Origin of the sequence: Natronolimnobius sp. AArcel1, from assembly GCF_011043775.1 — an archaeon.
Classification (GTDB): Archaea; Halobacteriota; Halobacteria; order Halobacteriales; family Natrialbaceae; genus Natronolimnobius.
In genome coordinates this window covers 242,331-257,513 of sequence record NZ_JAAKXY010000001.1, presented here as the reverse complement: position 1 = coordinate 257,513, position 15,183 = coordinate 242,331, and the positions used below count along the sequence as shown (strand labels likewise).

17 protein-coding genes are annotated in these 15,183 nt (G+C 58.9%); 8 read left to right on the top strand and 9 right to left on the bottom strand.

Going from position 1 to position 15,183, the window contains the following annotated elements:
• Positions 1–45: 45 nt before the first annotated feature.
• The 3 genes from G6M89_RS01275 to G6M89_RS01265 form a co-directional block, all read right to left on the bottom strand.
• Positions 46–435 carry an SHOCT domain-containing protein gene (locus G6M89_RS01275; protein ID WP_165159992.1) on the bottom strand — a complete coding sequence of 130 codons (390 nt, stop codon included), beginning with the start codon at positions 433–435 and terminating at the stop codon, positions 46–48.
• Positions 436–529: 94 nt separating this feature from the next.
• Positions 530–859, bottom strand: coding sequence for a DUF3784 domain-containing protein (locus G6M89_RS01270; RefSeq protein WP_165159991.1), 330 nt, complete (start codon positions 857–859; stop codon positions 530–532).
• A gap of 77 nt (positions 860–936) precedes the next feature.
• Complete coding sequence (locus tag G6M89_RS01265; protein ID WP_165159990.1) at positions 937–1,824, bottom strand: DNA-3-methyladenine glycosylase; 888 nt, start codon at positions 1,822–1,824, stop codon at positions 937–939.
• A 192-nt stretch (positions 1,825–2,016) separates the two neighbouring features.
• Here G6M89_RS01265 and G6M89_RS01260 point away from each other — a divergent pair, with 192 nt between their 5' ends.
• Positions 2,017–2,526 (top strand): DUF555 domain-containing protein, encoded by a 510-nt coding sequence (locus tag G6M89_RS01260; protein WP_165159989.1) that lies wholly within the window; start codon positions 2,017–2,019, stop codon positions 2,524–2,526.
• 104 nt (positions 2,527–2,630) lie between these two features.
• On the opposite strand, the gene G6M89_RS01255 is transcribed toward G6M89_RS01260, so the two are convergent.
• The 3 genes from G6M89_RS01255 to G6M89_RS01245 form a co-directional block, all read right to left on the bottom strand.
• Positions 2,631–2,867 carry a UPF0058 family protein gene (locus tag G6M89_RS01255; protein WP_165159988.1) on the bottom strand — a complete coding sequence of 79 codons (237 nt, stop codon included), beginning with the start codon at positions 2,865–2,867 and terminating at the stop codon, positions 2,631–2,633.
• A gap of 332 nt (positions 2,868–3,199) precedes the next feature.
• The gene (locus tag G6M89_RS22200; protein ID WP_165159987.1) at positions 3,200–3,379 is read right to left on the bottom strand and encodes a hypothetical protein; all 180 of its coding nucleotides are present in this window, start codon (positions 3,377–3,379) and stop codon (positions 3,200–3,202) included.
• Positions 3,380–3,487: 108 nt separating this feature from the next.
• A complete protein-coding gene (locus G6M89_RS01245) occupies positions 3,488–4,465 on the bottom strand; it encodes a transcription initiation factor IIB family protein (RefSeq protein ID WP_165159986.1) in 978 nt (325 codons plus the stop codon).
• Between the two features lie 261 nt (positions 4,466–4,726).
• Between G6M89_RS01245 and G6M89_RS01240 the strand changes: the two genes are divergently transcribed.
• Both G6M89_RS01240 and G6M89_RS01235 read left to right on the top strand, forming a co-directional pair.
• A complete protein-coding gene (locus tag G6M89_RS01240; protein WP_165159985.1) occupies positions 4,727–5,431 on the top strand; it encodes an MBL fold metallo-hydrolase in 705 nt (234 codons plus the stop codon).
• 75 nt (positions 5,432–5,506) lie between these two features.
• Complete coding sequence (locus G6M89_RS01235) at positions 5,507–6,436, top strand: zinc ribbon domain-containing protein (RefSeq protein ID WP_165159984.1); 930 nt, start codon at positions 5,507–5,509, stop codon at positions 6,434–6,436.
• 74 nt (positions 6,437–6,510) lie between these two features.
• On the opposite strand, the gene G6M89_RS01230 is transcribed toward G6M89_RS01235, so the two are convergent.
• A complete protein-coding gene (locus tag G6M89_RS01230) occupies positions 6,511–7,602 on the bottom strand; it encodes a DNA topoisomerase IV subunit A (RefSeq protein ID WP_165159983.1) in 1,092 nt (363 codons plus the stop codon).
• Positions 7,599–10,052, bottom strand: coding sequence for a DNA topoisomerase VI subunit B (locus G6M89_RS01225; RefSeq protein WP_165159982.1), 2,454 nt, complete (start codon positions 10,050–10,052; stop codon positions 7,599–7,601). Before G6M89_RS01225 ends, G6M89_RS01230 begins: the two co-directional genes overlap by 4 nt.
• A gap of 129 nt (positions 10,053–10,181) precedes the next feature.
• Between G6M89_RS01225 and G6M89_RS01220 the strand changes: the two genes are divergently transcribed.
• Together G6M89_RS01220 and G6M89_RS01215 are read left to right on the top strand one after the other, a co-directional pair.
• Positions 10,182–10,643, top strand: a complete 462-nt coding sequence (locus G6M89_RS01220; protein WP_165159981.1) for a VOC family protein — start codon at positions 10,182–10,184, stop codon at positions 10,641–10,643.
• A 116-nt stretch (positions 10,644–10,759) separates the two neighbouring features.
• Positions 10,760–11,419, top strand: a complete 660-nt coding sequence (locus G6M89_RS01215) for a TrmB family transcriptional regulator (RefSeq protein ID WP_165159980.1) — start codon at positions 10,760–10,762, stop codon at positions 11,417–11,419.
• 9 nt (positions 11,420–11,428) lie between these two features.
• Here G6M89_RS01215 and G6M89_RS01210 read toward each other — a convergent pair whose 3' ends face one another.
• Positions 11,429–12,565: a Xaa-Pro peptidase family protein gene (locus G6M89_RS01210; RefSeq protein WP_165160504.1), complete on the bottom strand. Its 1,137-nt coding sequence runs from the start codon at positions 12,563–12,565 to the stop codon at positions 11,429–11,431.
• 193 nt (positions 12,566–12,758) lie between these two features.
• Here G6M89_RS01210 and G6M89_RS01205 point away from each other — a divergent pair, with 193 nt between their 5' ends.
• The 3 genes from G6M89_RS01205 (at position 12,759) to G6M89_RS01195 (ending at position 15,106) form a co-directional block, all read left to right on the top strand.
• Positions 12,759–13,631 (top strand): COX15/CtaA family protein, encoded by an 873-nt coding sequence (locus G6M89_RS01205; protein WP_165159979.1) that lies wholly within the window; start codon positions 12,759–12,761, stop codon positions 13,629–13,631.
• A gap of 125 nt (positions 13,632–13,756) precedes the next feature.
• A complete protein-coding gene (locus G6M89_RS01200; protein ID WP_165159978.1) occupies positions 13,757–14,194 on the top strand; it encodes a CopG family ribbon-helix-helix protein in 438 nt (145 codons plus the stop codon).
• 177 nt (positions 14,195–14,371) lie between these two features.
• Entirely contained in the window at positions 14,372–15,106 is a 735-nt protein-coding gene (locus tag G6M89_RS01195; RefSeq protein WP_165159977.1) for a helix-turn-helix domain-containing protein, read from the top strand.
• Positions 15,107–15,183: the final 77 nt, after the last annotated feature.

Here is a 15,183-nt window from a genome sequence, read left to right as displayed (position 1 = left end):
CAGTCGATAAAAGCGCGTCTTCTAATTCCGTTTCGAACCTAAACGCTAGTTCAAATCGTACTCTTCGTCAGATTCCCGGGTTGACTGGTCGGTTCCGTTCGTCCGATCCATCTCAATATCCTCCGTACCGACTAGTGTGTCGACTTTCCGTTCAAACTCGTGTTCATCGATTTCGCCTTCTGCGTATCGTTTTTTGAGCGTCTCCAATGCCCCCAGTGAGGTATCCGCTGATTCGTGGCTACCGCGGTTTGGGTCGTCGGAAGACTCAACAACAAATTCTCTGGAAATCGCCAGTAGTGGCAGGAGTAGCAACCAGCCAACGATGAACACGACGAGAGCTGTCTGGAAACTAACGAAGATACCTGCTAAAAGTCCGAGCGGAAGCGTGAGAACTGCGACTGTCGCAATGAGTGTATCCCACACTCGTTCCTCCATTATTGAAAGTAGATCATCATGTGTATTTAGTCATTTCGGTGGGCGCTTGCATAATCCTCCTATAAACGGCCTTCTGTGGCCTCGAGATCACCGATCAAGATTCGGCGGACTGTTCGTATCGCTGTGCACCAATGACCATTCGACCGGCCAGCGCCAGTGTGCCGGCGATGAGCAGCGGGCCACTGAGTGAAGCCAGTTGCCCGCCCATTGGTTCGGTGTAGTTGACGAGCGCGACGAGCAGCAACAGTCCGGCAACATAGAGGGCGTTCGTGCCGATGAACGTGGCGAGTCCTTCCTCGTCGGTCACCCGTTCGGGATCGTAGCCAGCGATGAGTTCGACGCGGCCGAAGTGTTTGATGAGAATCCCGAGTCCGCCGACGAACAGGGCAGCGACGACGAGCGAAATCACTTCCCCAAGTTCCATATGCGATCTTGACAACCCAGTCACAAAATCATTGTTCGCTGTGTCTGAACGATATACTTCGACTTGCCCTCACCCCCTCACTCCCCTGAGCCAGTTCGGAGGTGATGGAAAATATACGTCTGGGCGTAGCCCGCGTACTCGCTTCCCAGTCGGTCACGGATCGCTCTCGAGGTCGTCGCATAGGAGCCGCCATCGCAGTCGGGATAGTACTCCTCGATGGCCGATTTGATCCACGTATCGAGCGGGACGGCCTCGTCGAAATCCAGCGCAAAGAGCAACACGCAGTCTGCGACCTTGTCACCGACGCCGACGAACTGACAGAGATACTCTCGTGCGTCCTCGTACTCGAGGTCGCGCGCGTCGGCCGGATGCGCCTCGCCGTTTGCGACCATCTCGGCAGTGCGGACGACGTACGGCGCGCGGTAGCCAAGGCCTAACTCGCGGAGTTCGTCCTCGGTCGCCGTCGCGAGTTGCTCCGGTGTCGGAAACGCGTGGTACGTCTCGCCGTCGAACTCGAGTGGGGTGCCGTACTCGCGGGCCAGCGTCGACACCATCGAGTGAATGCGACTGACGCGCATCTGGGCCGAGCAAATAAAGGAGATGAGCGTCCCAAACGGTGGGTCAGCGACCAGTCGCATGCCGTGGTGGGCGTCATAGGCTTCGCGCAGCAGTGGGTCATCCGGTGCTGTGGCGACGATTTCCTCGAGGTCGTCATCGAGTCGAAGCAGTCGCCGAACCTGTTCCTCGGCATCCGTCGATGACTGCCACTCGAGGCGGTCCTCGAGCGTGCGGGCGCGAATCACGTCGCCGTCGACAACAGTGTAATACCAGGTTCCCGGGTCGGGTTCGCTCTGGTACATCTCGCCGTCGCCGCGCCGCCACAGGTAGCTCTGGCCGCTCTCGAGAGTTCGATAGAGGTCGAGTCCGCCCGAGAGGGAGCCGAGCGGAATCGTTCCCGTTTCCATTCGTGGGTAGCTTTGTCGGTGCGGGCTTGGGCCTTTCGAAGCCAGCGTCCGTCTCTCGAACCCGGCCGAAGTCAGTGAAACCGTTTTTCGGTGCGAGCGCGCTCACTGTTGCAATCGTTTCCAGCGAGAAACGGTCACCGTTGGGGACTCGTTGGGCGAACCTTGATACTGTAGGCCACACAATGTCTAGGTATGAACTGCAGGGTTGTCGTCGAGGCTGCCGTGCCGGTGTTCGACGTTGAGACGGAAGACGAGGCGATTCGAATCGCCATCTCGAAGACAGGCGAGATGCTGAACCCTGACTTAAATTACGTCGAAATCAACATGGGCGAGCGGACCTCCCCATCGGGCGAGGAACTGCCGCCCGCGTTTATCGCGGCCGACGAAGCACTCGTCGCCCTCGAGTTGGAAATGACCGTTTTCAACGTCGAGCGCGAGGAACACGCCTCGCGAATCGCCCGCAAAGAAATCGGCCAGCGCCTCGAGAATATCCCGCTCGAGGTGATTGTGGTCGAAGTGATCGACGACGAAGACGAGAGTGAATCCGAAGACGAAACGACGGATGATGCCAACGACGATGGGGATGCCATCGACGAACTCGATCTAGGTGACGAGTCGCTCGAGGACGGCGACGACGATGTGTCTGGCGAGTCAGAATCGACAGACGACGTGTTGCCCGAATTCGAAGATCTCGTTGAGTAACAGAACAGAACGGTTAGCAACCGCTTGGTGGTGCTGTTTCGTACTGTCGAGTACAGTCTCGCCAGTAGTTCGTAGTAATCGTCCGGAGGATACGTCTCGAGGGTTTAGTCTGCGGTTGCGGCGACGGCTTCTTGCTCGTCTTCGCCCATATTCGTCGTGATACCGTTGGCGAGTGCAAAAACAGCGGCTTTATGATCTGTCTTTGACTTGTGGATTGATGTTGGCCGAATGCCCCGGGATTCGTATTCTTCGAGGTCGATCTGGCAGTTTTCCCACTCCGAACACTGATTCGATACCTCCGCGAGAAGACCGTGAAGGTGGATGAGCTCCTGCTTCTTCATAACCATCCTGTTCTACCCACTGCAGGGTTATATTATTATCTTGAGTCGCGTTACCACACGACCTATACACAGCATGCTGAACGTACCGATTGGTAATACGATGAAGCCACACACTAGCCGGCTGAAATTGGCAACAATTTACCCTTGGAACGGCACCAATCAGCATCTACGTTGACGTGTCACCGGCAGAACCTATCCGCATTCAGAATGTAACAAGTAATTACTGCATACAGTAGCGTCTCGGCATCTACAAGCTGACTGTCGCCTGAAAACGAAGTAACAGGCGACGGGACGAACGTGTGGAAAAACAGTACCCAGAACCTGAGTGGGTACTACCCGAGTTGTTTCAGGGTCTGCAGATCCCGATCGGTCCGCATAAACTCGGACGTTCGGCGTGTCGCATGGCAGTTTGGACAGTGAAACATCGACGTTGATTCAGGAAGTTCGCGCGGTGCGGACTGCCAGTCTTTGGTACACTCAGGACACAGCAGCTGCACAGTCGTCTGGTCCATGCTACTTCTTTGCACACCCTCTGTAAAAAGCTTTGTCGCGTCATACGCCATCCGACATTGTCGCCCAATCCGAGGTTACCAACCGAACCGGCGAGCGAGGCTTCGTCCTTATGCAGGCGCGGCCGAATCCGACGCCTCGAGGAGTTCCTTGTACCGGTTTCGGATCGTCACTTCGGAGATGCTTGCAACTTCGCTGACCTCGTTCTGGGTGACTTTCTCGTTCGTGAGCAGGGCTGCGGCGTAGACACCGGCAGCCGCGAGGCCGACTGGCGACTTGCCGCTGTGGACACCCTCTTCGCGTGCGGAGTCGAGCAGTTCGCGGGCCATCCGCTCGGTTTCATCCGAGAGGTCGAGGTCGCTGACGAACCGTGGGACGTAGCTCTCTGGATCGGCTGGCTGGACCTCGAGACCGAGTTCGCGGATGATGTAGCGGTACGTGCGGGTCAGTTCCATCTTCTCGACGCGGCTGACAGCCGAGATTTCGTCGAGGCTGCGTGGCGTGCCAGCCTGTCGGGCAGAGGCGTACAGCGAGGCCGTCGCGACACCTTCGATGGAGCGCCCTGGCAGGAGGTCTTCCTCGAGGGCACGTCGGTAGATGACGCTTGCAGTTTCGCGGACGTTCTCTGGAAGCCCGAGCGCACTCGCCATGCGGTCGATTTCGCCGAGTGCCTGTTTGAGGTTGCGCTCTTTCGAGTCACGCGTACGGAAGCGCTCGTTCCAGGTGCGAAGCCGTTGCATCTTCTGGCGCTGGCGACTCGAGAGCGATTTCCCGTAGGCGTCTTTGTCCTGCCAGCCGATGTTCGTCGACAGGCCCTGGTCGTGCATCATGTTCGTCGTCGGCGCGCCGACGCGGCTCTTTTTGTCTTTTTCGGCGGAATCGAACGCGCGCCACTCGGGTCCGCGGTCGATTTCGTCTTCCTCGACGACGAGTCCGCAGTCGCTACAGACTGTCTCGGCGTGTTCGGCGTCCGAGATGAGGCGGCCGCCACACTCGGGGCACTGCTCCTGTGTTTCGGATCGCGTCGTTTCGTCTTCGTCTTCCACCTCTCGCTCGCTTGTATAGGCTCGGATGTTTGTGTTTGTCATGGTGTATCGGGTTGGTTACTCGGGGCTCCCGGGTGGGGTAACCAGAAGAAACCCGGTCGCCTCGGCTAACATATAGTAATACCGGAACGCATATAAAGATTTCGCCTACTTTATATGCTGACTAGCCAATCTACATATATATGTTTTGGTTATAGGCTGATTGATAATGATATATTAGCCCAAACTGCATGGCCAATGTAACCAATCTCCGCCACAACACAAGTCGAACGCTTTTGGATAACCGGCACAAAACAGCGTCGTATGACCGTCCAGTTTGGCGCAGTTACTATCGACTGGTTTGGCCTCGGATCGCTTCGACTCGAAGGCCAGACGGGAGCCGTCATCTACATCGATCCTGGACCGACTGACTACGGCATTCTCGAGGACCGTGCCCCAAACGATGGTGATCTCATTCTGGTCACTCATGATGATCACTACGATCCGGCTGCGATTCAGCGGGTCGCACACGAGAACGCAATCGTCGTCGTTCACGAGTCAATCGATGCGACGGCCATTGACCGGCCGGTTGACCAGCCCGAAGAGCTTCCCTACGAGGTTGAACGTGTCGGTGACGACGAATCGTTCGTCCTCGGGCCGCTAGACCTGTTTACCACACCGGCGTACAACGATCCGACAGGACCCCACACCAACGCAGAGGGGCGTCCATATCACCCCGAGGGAACCGGCTGCGGATTCGGCGTTACCATCGACGGCGTCACCGCGTTCTGGCCTGGCGATACCGATGCACTGGCGTTTCATGAGGGCCTCGAGATCGATCTCTTCATGCCCCCAATCGGCGGCACATATACGATGGACCGCCACGAGGCCGCCGACCTCGCCGCTGCGATCGCCCCGGATCTCGTCCTTCCCGTCCACTACGATACGTTCGACGAGATTACTGCCGACGCGGACGCATTCGTCGTCGACGTCGCCCGACGTGGCGTCCCCGTTGTCCTCGAGATGTAATCGGTTGCTCCGTTGGACGTACCCAACGTGTTATATTTCCAAAGAGTTAGTGGGATGCCACCCGAAGTGGCAACTATGCCAACCGAGCGTCGGGGCCAGGGTGAGAGACACGACTGCTCGAGGTGTGGCTCCGGGCTCGAGGCGTCGATGAACTTCTGTCCGACGTGTGGCGCGCCGAGTCGAACGCAGACCGAGACAGCCTCGTCTGGCGACACTGCGAGCCACGCTTCGCCATCAACCGACGCCCGACGCCAGCGACTCGAGGAGAAAATCGCGATGGCGACGAGCGACGGTTGGGAACTCGAGTACGACTTCGGTGACCGAGCGGTCATGAGTCGACGGTCAGTCGGCAGCCTCGACGATCACGTATTGATTGGACTGCTTACCCTCTGGTGGACGATGGGGCTTGGAAACATCTTCTACGGCATTTACGTGTACTCTGAAAAGCCCGAACGGATGGTGCTCCATCCCGATGCGGCCAGTGATCCCGCCCTTGAGACCGAGACATCTTCATCGTCGCATATCCTCGCGCGGATGACAACCGGTACCTGCTGGCTGCTTGGCACACTAGTGTTGGCACTTGCAATCGTGTTCCTCGGCACCGCCCCGTTGTTCGTCACCGGCCTTCTCCTGGCCATTGCAGCGCTCTTTGGCCTCGTCGGAGCCAGTGTCCTGCCATCGGTCAACAACCGACTCTCGCGGCGTCACTCCGTGCTGACGAACGGCCGCACGCGTTCAGTCGACGAGCGACGTGTCGACTCCTACACGGAGCCCTGTACGGACTGTGGCGAACCGATTGGCCACGGCCTCGAGCGACGCTATCGCTCGGAGTTTTGCCTGCTTGGAGTTCCGATCACCGGCTCGAGCGGGACAAATTACTACTGTCAGCGGTGTGCAAGCGCCGAGCAGCCGATTTCTGACTCCATAGCGGATCAGAACAACCGCGATACGACTGTCAAGACACCATCTGCTGAAAACAGTGAGACAGAACCCGCACTCGAGTGAATCGCCGTCTCAATGACGCCCATCTCACTGAGCCGTTCAGGCAACATCTCCCAGAACCGCGGCTCGATGACCGTCTAGATAATGCCCATCTCGTCGAGCCGTTCTGGGAGATACGTATCCGTCACGAAATCAAGCCCATGCGATGCCAGTGATTGCTGTTCGGACTTCTTCTCGATCTCGAGTTGCAACTCGATCTGTTCTTCCCAGTAGTCCGTCTGGAAGCGCGGGTCCTCGAGTTCGCTCTCGAGTGCGTTCTTGTCCGAATCAGAGAGTGGGTCCGTCGGAAGGTCGTACTCGACGATGTCGGCGGGCTGGATGCCGATGAACTTCGCTTCGGGTGTCGCGAGGTACTCCGAGAGGTGTGCCGACTTGATCGAGCCGTAGGCGACCGAGCCGTAGATGCGGTACGACCACGGGTCACCGTCTGTAAAGACCACGACGGGGAGGCCGAGTTCGTCGTGGAATCGCTTCGTCAGCCGCCGCGTTGCGCGTGCTGGCTGACCGCCGAGGTGGACGACGATGGCGTTGTACTCCTCGTCAAAGCCGTTCTCGACGAGTCGGTCGCGCATACCACCGGTCTCGACACAGAGAACGAAATCCGCATCGTTGTCGAGGAACTGGATCATATCCGGGTTGTTCGGGATCTGGTAGCCGCCCTGCCCGACATCGAGTTGGCAGTGAATATCGCGGTCGCCACGGTTCGTCTGCTCACGAATATGGATCGGCCCCATCACCTTCGCACCCGACTCCTCGGGGCGCATGTGGAAGTCCTCGCGAGTCACGCCGGAGACGATCTCGAGATCTTCGATCATTCCGTTGGACTCGTCCTGACTGGTGAACTGGGCTTCGTTGTTATCCCAGCTCTCTGAAAGATAGTAGAGTTCACGCAGGGTCGAGGATCGGTCTTCGTCGAGTTGGTCCGCGAGGAACTCGATCGTGTAGACCGCCTTCAGGAGCTTTCGGGCACCTTTGACGGAGTTTGCCGAGCGTGTCGACTCCCGGTCGCCGTACACCCAGACATTCGAGTCTTCGTCGTACTCGATGTTGTTCTTCGTCCGCGTTGGTACGGACATGTGTGGAATCTCGCCCAGTTCAAACTGGTCGTAAAACTGCGATGCGAGATCGATCAACTGCTCTCTTGCCTGTTGTTCGTTGTCCGCGCTCATTGTTTGACAGTAAGTTTCTCGCTTTCAACACCCTTGACATCCAGATCGAACGCTGCGTCATCCGGCACCGTATACTCGAGGGCAGCGTCGTCATCGCTTTCGACCTCGGGTTCCCACTTGACGAACCACTCGCCGTCCATTTCGATGACGGTGGCATCATCGGGGAGGTCGCTTGGTTCGGCCGAGACGATATCCGTGATCTCCAGGCTCTCGTTCGTCCCCGAGTTGTTCTCGACGACGATCGAGACGGCCTGTGTGGTGCCGTTCTGTTCGACCTCACGTTCAACGAGGACGTTGTTCATGATCCGGGCGATGGCGTCATCGATGTTCGGTTCCTCGTTACCCGTCACTTCGGCGACCTTGCTGGCCATCTCCGGCAGGATCTTCCCGAGGACGTTCTGTTTCTTCCGGCGCTGTTGCATCGACCGGCGCTTGTTCAGGAAACTCTTGAGTTCGCGTGCGGCCTCGCGGATTGCGAGTTCGATCTCGTCTTCGATTGCCGGCACGTTCGCGACGGCGTCTTTGGACTCGCTCGTAAATGGCACGTTCGTCGAGGCGACGTGGATCATGATGACCGCTGGGCCGTTCGGGACGCCGGAGCCACCTGGCTGGTCGAGGCCGTAGTTGCGCCAGCCGATCGATTTGACTACGTCGGTCGTGGCACACGCCCCGCGCTGGTAGACGAGCGGGACACGGTTTGCAAACCGCAGGACATCGGCGCTGCCTTCGGCCTCGAGGTCGCCGCCGTAGGCGATACCGGCTTCGACGATGAATGGGTCACCACCTGAGACGTCGGCATCGCGCGTCGCGGAGGCGTAGAAGTCGGCGTCGAACTCCTTCTTGAGGCCGGCTTCGACCAGTTCGGCCGAAATCGGTGAGAGACAGCGCGTCGGCGGAGCCATAATGTCGGTTTCGCGCATGCCGTCGACGAGGTCGCTCGTTGCATCGCGGTCGCCGTCGAGTTCGCGGACGAGCGGCGGATCGTCAGGGACGGTCGCCATGACGCCCCAGATAGCCTCGACAATGTTTTCGCGGGCGGTGTCACCGAAGGTGACGTCGTCGTACTCCTCGGTCAAGTCTGCAGCGCGGCTGACGTATTCCCAGAGTCCATCGTGGGTGACGCGATGGCGAACGTCCTCGGCTGCTGCGTCGGCGAACGTCCCAGCGAGACGCTGGGCGAACGCCATGATAATCTCGTCGTCCTTACGGGTACTTGTTGCCTCGTCTGCGAGGGCGTACAGATCCGTGACGAGGCGCGACGTGGCTTCGGGGTCGTCAACCGCTTCGTCATCGGGCAACTTGTCGATCAGTGTGAGCCAGACCGCATCAACGGCGTTCTCGCGAACGGTCTCACCAAACGTCGTTCCGTGATTGTCTTCGACCGTGTAGGCGGCCTCCTCGACGATTGTCTGTAGTTCGTGGTGGGCGATTCGATCAGTGTCATCAACTGCCTCAGCAATAGCTTCGGCGAACGCTGCTGTCGCGTCCGCACCTTTGTTCGCTGTCGCATCCGAGACCGCGCCCTCGAGATCGATTCCTTCGTTTACGGCTGGCGGTCGCCAGCGCATTTCACGGCCGTAGTGGCGGTCGCGGAACGCATCGATGACCGAGTCGGCCGTTTTTTTGCCGACGCGGGTGAACTCCTCCTGCAAAAAGCCCGAGACGGTTTGAGAGTCCGTCGCGCCGAGCATCTTCATTACAGTCCCAAGTTCGACGCCATGGGGGTGGGGCCGGATCTCTTCTGTCTCCTCGGGCAACTGATCGGTTGCGCGCTCGAACTTGAAGTGGGCCGTTGGCTCGCGCAACTCGAGGCGGGCGTGGGGGTTGACGACTGCCGTGTGCTTGATATAGTCGTGGAGTTGCTGGCGGGCGCGCATGTTCGCCTCCATCTCGAGTTCGATGCGCGTCCCGTGTGGGCGATCCCACGTGGTCGTCTCCTCGACGCTGATTTCGGGTTCGTTGTCGTCGGTATCGACGATCAGTTCGAAGTACTGGGCCTCACTCGAGCCTTCCGTTCGACTGGTGATTTTGGCGGGTTTGCCACTCGTCAGTTGCGAGTAGAGCACGGCCGCGGAGATACCGATCCCCTGCTGACCGCGGGATTGTTCGCGGGCGTGGAATCGAGAGCCGTAGAGTAGCTTCCCGAAGACTTTCGGGAGCGAGTCTTTCGTCAGCCCGGGACCGTTGTCCTCGACGATCAGCCGGTAGTAGTCACCTGCTTCCTGAATTTCAACATAGATATCGGGCAGAATTCCTGACTCCTCGGCGGCGTCCAGGGCGTTGTCGACGGCCTCTTTGACGGCCGTCACGAGGCCTCGAGCGCCGCTGTCGAAGCCGAGCATATGCTTGTTCTTCTCGAAGAACTCGGCGATGGAGATCGCTTGCTGGTTCTCGGCCAGCTCCTCGGCGATCCCCTCCTCTTCACCGAGTGTCGACTGGAACGACGTCATCGTATCCCTGTACTAGCGGGGGGGCTAAAAGATGTACGCTACCGAAGTGAAAGTGAATCTGGATCGAAACGCACGTCTGTTCCGTCTCCCTCGCGGACCTTTTTGTAGTTTTGACAGCAATTTTGTTGGATGGATGACGATCATGCAGAGCCAGCCGCTGCGGGACAGCTTCATCACCTCGAGCTATACACCTCGGCGTTCGACAGCGCTGTCGAGTTCTGGGACTGGGTGCTTGCCTCACTCGGCTATGAGCAGAAAAACGAGTGGGCGGGTGGGCGCTCGTGGGAGTGTGGCCCAACATATCTCGTGCTCGTGCAGGCTGAACGGACCGATCATCCCTTCGACCGGCACGCGCCTGGACTCAACCATCTTGCCTTTCACGCCGACTCGCGCGCAATGGTCGACGCCCTCACAGCGGCGATTCAAGACCGCGAGGATGCAACGCTGCTCTATCCTGATCGCCACCCCTACGCCGGCGGCTACTATGCGCTCTATTGTGAGGGGCCCGATGGCGTCAAAATCGAAGTCGTCGGCCCGGACGCCAATAGAGACGGAAGCGCAGGTCCAGACACCGGTAACGGGACCGAGTGAGCGAGACAGTCTCGAGTGAGCACTGGGCCATCGCAGAAACCCGTAAAATCGACCGTGGCTGCGGCTTGCACAAAGGTTTAACCTCGAGCGAAACTTTGTCCCTGACGAGAGGACACATGCATTCAGATGACACTGACGAGCACCGGGACGGGGACGCGGACACGGATGGCGATGACCGGTCACTCGAGGACGAACTCCTCGAGCATAGCGACGAAATTGTCGATGATGGTCGCCACGCCGTTGACGAGGTTGACCAGCGCATCGTTGATTTGCTCTCGTGGATCCTCGATACGGAGACACGGGCAAAAATCTACGTCCACCTACTCGCACAGCCGGGGAGCACGAGCGAGGAGGTCGCGAAAGGGACGGGACTCTATCCGAGCACGGTTCGTGAAGCGCTCGCGGAACTGCACGACGAAGACCGCGTCACGCGTGAAAAGCGCGCAAGCGAGGGCGCAGGAAACAACCCCTACGAGTACACGGCGATTCAGCCGAGCGAACTCGTCGGTGGTGTCGTCGATCAGGTTCAACAGGAACTGAACACGATCTTCACGCTCGACCGCGTGCTCGAGCGCGACGAAACGGCCGACCCTGACCCCGCCTTCGGCGACGATGTAGACCCCGTGACGATCACCGTCGACGAGACGGACCCCCTTGCAGACGATGCGGACAACGCATCCCACCCAGCAGATGCCGACGCTGCAACGGGTACAGATATCGAAATCACTGATCACGATAGCGACAGCGACGACGACACCACTGACGACGAGTCCTAACGGATCCGATTAGGCGTCCTCGAGCAACAACACATCCGGCCGCTCGAGTTCGATGTCCGGAAGGTCAGCCGCGAACGCCCACTCCTCGAGTTCGAGCGGTTCGACCGTGGTCGTTGGCCAGCCACCAGTCGTCGTCAGCACCTCGATTTCCTCGTCAGTGACGAGTGCGGTGTCTTCACTTTTTGCGCCCTGGACCGTTGGATTCCAGGCGTAGGCCATCGGCGCCTCGACGGGTGCCTCGTGATCCGGCGTTGCGATCCATTCCCGGCCTGCAAAGCCAGCAGCACCGCCCTGGTGGTGGTACTCCCACTCGCCTTCGTAGTCGACGGCAGCGTAGGCGTCTTGGACGGCACTGAACAGTTCGCCAGCGATGGCGTCGTTTGCCGCGGCTGCCTGCGTTGCCGCCAGCTCTGTCGTATCAATACGTGTGGCCGCTTCGTGGCGCGCCTCGAGCCAGTCGGGTGCGTCGAATGCGACCGTTCGCGTACAACTGGCGTGGAGACCGTACTTTTCGGCAGTGACGGAGACGAGCGCGTAATCACCCAGTTCTGTCTGTGTGGGCGTGTAGTGGCGATACTGCGTTGCACGCTCGCTGCCCCCGACCAGACGGACCGGCGCTTCGATGTTTCGCGCCGACAGTGCGACTTGCAGTGCCGAGGCGACCTCGAGTTCGCTGTCTTCGGGCCGGAGTTCGCGACAGACGGATTCGACTGCTGCCGCCGTTTCGACGCTCAGTTCGCGGTAGCGCTCGCGGTCGCGGTCGGTCAGCGGCTGGCGAATCGTGGTTGGATTGAGGCGCTCGAGGCCGTCAACGTCGATATCTGCGGCCCCCCGTTCGTCCGCTCCAACCTGGGCGGCGATGGCGTCCGCGAGCGACATTGCGTGCCAGTCAAACTGCTCGAGTCGAACGTCATCTTCGAGATCCGGGAGCTCTTCGGCTTCGGTGCGGGCGGCTTCGATAGTGTCGGTGACGACGCAGACGTCGCCGTCGTAGCCGACAGCCGCGACGCCAGCGTCGGCTTCGCGGTCAATAACGTTACTGCCGCCGGTCAGCCAGGCAAAGGAGTTTGGGCGGGCGAACCAGACGGAATCGAGGTCACGTGACTCGAGGTCGGCCTCGAGTCGCTCGCGTTTGACGTTGTCCATGTCAGGTGCTGGCGTGGGGAGTCCTTGAATGCGACGGACCACGGCGGACAGGTGTCGGTACCCACCGCGGCGTGTCATAACTGTACGAGCAACTGAAACGAAATGCGCGAAACCTGGACCGATGGCTCTCAGTCCCTGGGAATCAACACGGGAAGCCTAAATACGGTTGGTCCTAACTCCCGTCTGAACGACTGTGTCGTCCGATAACTCCCCTTCGCGTCCGACACTCCGATCGTTGATCGACCGGTTTGGCTTCCCACATCTGCTCGCGACGACGCTCGTGTTGGTCGCGGCGACGATTCTGTTAGGCGTTGCTGCGAAAGCAACCGGGTCGGGACTCGCCTGTGAGGCGAATTGGCCACAGTGCGACGCTGGGCCGTTTAACCTCCTGCCGGCCAACCTCCCGAGTTTCTACGAGTGGATTCATCGATTCGTCGCGATGTTCGCTGGCGTCGCAATCATCGGCTCGGCAGTTGCCGCCTGGCGACTTCCCAATATCGACACTCGAGTCGCAACGCTTGTCGTCCTCGGGATGGTCTTGACGCCGATTCAGGTGTATCTGGGCCGTGAGACTGTGTTAGTGTACGAGATGGATATCCTCTCGTTGCACTTTTGGACTGCAATCCTGATCTTCGCACTGTTCGTCATCGCGACGGTGCTCGTCTGGAAGTCAGCACTCTCAGCTGATGCGGTCACGGCCGCGTTCGGCCTTGGGCTTGTTTCCTTACCGCTTCACGTCGCGCTCAGTCCAACTGACCTCGGTGTCGTCTCGGAGTACTCACCGACCGTCCAGTTGCTCCAGTACGGCGTCACCCTCGCGCTCATCGCTGCTGTCATCATCGCCGTGATGGTCGGCCGCTGGCGCTTTGATGATGTTCCACTGATTGGCCTGGCTGGAGGTGCTACCGTCTTAGCACTCGTCGTCTCGTATCTTGGCCGCCAGACTGTGATGAACTTCAGCGCGACACTTGACCAACTCTACATCGGACTTGCTGCCGTGCTCTTTCTTGTCTTCTGTGTCGGCAGCTACTATAGCGCGACCCGCGCAACGCGAACCGACCACTAAACCCAGCGAATTGCGATCCAGTACTGTTGCGTTCATTTTTCACGCCACAGCTTTGCACTCGAGACCACGTTGTCGAACCGAGTTGCAACCGCGGTTCTTTTTCGCTCCCAGCCCAACGACGGGGTATGCGAACGAGCCTCAACGTTCCCGAGGAGATGATCGCCGAATTCGACCAGACCTGGCAAGCAGAAGGGCTCGACTCTCGCTCTCGAGCGCTGCGCGAGGCAATCCAAGAGTATGTCGAATCACATCATCGACTCGAGCAAGCCCATGGAACGGTTGCAGCGACGATCGTCTTCGATTACGTCCACGACGAGATTATCAACGCACTCCACGAAATTCAACACGAGTATCAGGAAATCATCGATACGACCTGTCACGTCCATCACGGCCAGTGGTGTCTCGAGTCCGTGTTCTGTCACGGCGATGCGGAAACGGTTCGCTCGCTCGTGTATCAACTGAAAGACTTTGACGCGGTTGGCCGTGTGTCAGTCACACTGTTGCGCGCGGATGCCGACCACGCCGACGAGCGTCGTCACTCCGCTCACAACACACATAAATGACTTCGATATCGAACCCACCGATTCTTGTAAGATCCAGAGAATATAGGACTGAGCACCCCGTATGTTCACACGTCTTTACAGGATACTCCTCCACAACCACCGTCGAACAACACAGCTTCACAACCGACGTCAACGTGTGGTCAACCGCCACACACTGCCGGCTTGCGTCCCCAATCAATGAGTGTTATCGCGACAGTTTCCGTCCCCGCAACAGCGTTCCCGCTCGGCGCGGTGCTCGATCCAGAACTCGATGTCACCGTCACCGTCGAAACCACAGTGCCGACGAACGAGGGTATTATCCCATACCTCTGGATTCCGCTCGAGGCGACTGACGCTGTCTCCGACCGACTCGAGCGTGAATCGGCCGTCGATACCGTCTCTGTCGTCGACGAAGCCGACGAGAGCGTTCTGATGAAAATCGACTGGAACGGGCATGTTAACGGCGTTCTCAAGGCGATTCAGCGAAACGAAGCGATCGTAACGAACGCCGTCGGCACGCCGTCAACGTGGACGCTCCGGCTTCGATTTCCAACGTACGAGGCTCTCTCGACGTTCTATACGTCCTGTACGGAGCAGGACATCTCTCTCGAACTCATTCAACTCCACGAGGCGGTTTCTCCAGAAGACCAACTCCAGTTCGGATTGACAACAGCACAGCGAGACCTCATCGTCTCAGCCTACGAGGCTGGGTACTTCGACGTGCCTCGAGAGACGACATTGGTCGATCTTGGCGAACAACTCGAGATTTCTGACTCTGCTGTCTCACAGCGACTTCGACGTGGACTCGCCGCACTGATCAGTTCGACGCTCATGCCCGAGTCGAATGCAGCCACCGAGACACCAGCTACACCTGAGACCCTCGAAAACGAGTATGGGCCCCCATCCAGCCCATCTCGCTCTGACGACAAGTGATGTGAACACGGTGTCAACGGACGCCAGACCGGTTTCCATTCGACAACCGCGGCCGTTATTGTAGCCGCGCCCGTTGT

Excerpts from the sequence above, each read along its gene's own strand:
- G6M89_RS01275 (WP_165159992.1), bottom strand. The coding sequence starts at position 435 with ATGGAGGAACGAGTGTGGGATACACTCATTGCGACAGTCGCAGTTCTC.
- G6M89_RS01270 (WP_165159991.1), bottom strand. The coding sequence starts at position 859 with ATGGAACTTGGGGAAGTGATTTCGCTCGTCGTCGCTGCCCTGTTCGTC.
- G6M89_RS01265 (WP_165159990.1), bottom strand. The coding sequence starts at position 1,824 with ATGGAAACGGGAACGATTCCGCTCGGCTCCCTCTCGGGCGGACTCGAC.
- G6M89_RS01260 (WP_165159989.1), top strand. The coding sequence starts at position 2,017 with ATGAACTGCAGGGTTGTCGTCGAGGCTGCCGTGCCGGTGTTCGACGTT.
- G6M89_RS01255 (WP_165159988.1), bottom strand. The coding sequence starts at position 2,867 with ATGAAGAAGCAGGAGCTCATCCACCTTCACGGTCTTCTCGCGGAGGTA.
- G6M89_RS22200 (WP_165159987.1), bottom strand. The coding sequence starts at position 3,379 with ATGGACCAGACGACTGTGCAGCTGCTGTGTCCTGAGTGTACCAAAGAC.
- G6M89_RS01245 (WP_165159986.1), bottom strand. The coding sequence starts at position 4,465 with ATGACAAACACAAACATCCGAGCCTATACAAGCGAGCGAGAGGTGGAA.
- G6M89_RS01240 (WP_165159985.1), top strand. The coding sequence starts at position 4,727 with ATGACCGTCCAGTTTGGCGCAGTTACTATCGACTGGTTTGGCCTCGGA.
- G6M89_RS01235 (WP_165159984.1), top strand. The coding sequence starts at position 5,507 with ATGCCAACCGAGCGTCGGGGCCAGGGTGAGAGACACGACTGCTCGAGG.
- G6M89_RS01230 (WP_165159983.1), bottom strand. The coding sequence starts at position 7,602 with ATGAGCGCGGACAACGAACAACAGGCAAGAGAGCAGTTGATCGATCTC.
- G6M89_RS01225 (WP_165159982.1), bottom strand. The coding sequence starts at position 10,052 with ATGACGTCGTTCCAGTCGACACTCGGTGAAGAGGAGGGGATCGCCGAG.
- G6M89_RS01220 (WP_165159981.1), top strand. The coding sequence starts at position 10,182 with ATGGATGACGATCATGCAGAGCCAGCCGCTGCGGGACAGCTTCATCAC.
- G6M89_RS01215 (WP_165159980.1), top strand. The coding sequence starts at position 10,760 with ATGCATTCAGATGACACTGACGAGCACCGGGACGGGGACGCGGACACG.
- G6M89_RS01210 (WP_165160504.1), bottom strand. The coding sequence starts at position 12,565 with ATGGACAACGTCAAACGCGAGCGACTCGAGGCCGACCTCGAGTCACGT.
- G6M89_RS01200 (WP_165159978.1), top strand. The coding sequence starts at position 13,757 with ATGCGAACGAGCCTCAACGTTCCCGAGGAGATGATCGCCGAATTCGAC.
- G6M89_RS01195 (WP_165159977.1), top strand. The coding sequence starts at position 14,372 with ATGAGTGTTATCGCGACAGTTTCCGTCCCCGCAACAGCGTTCCCGCTC.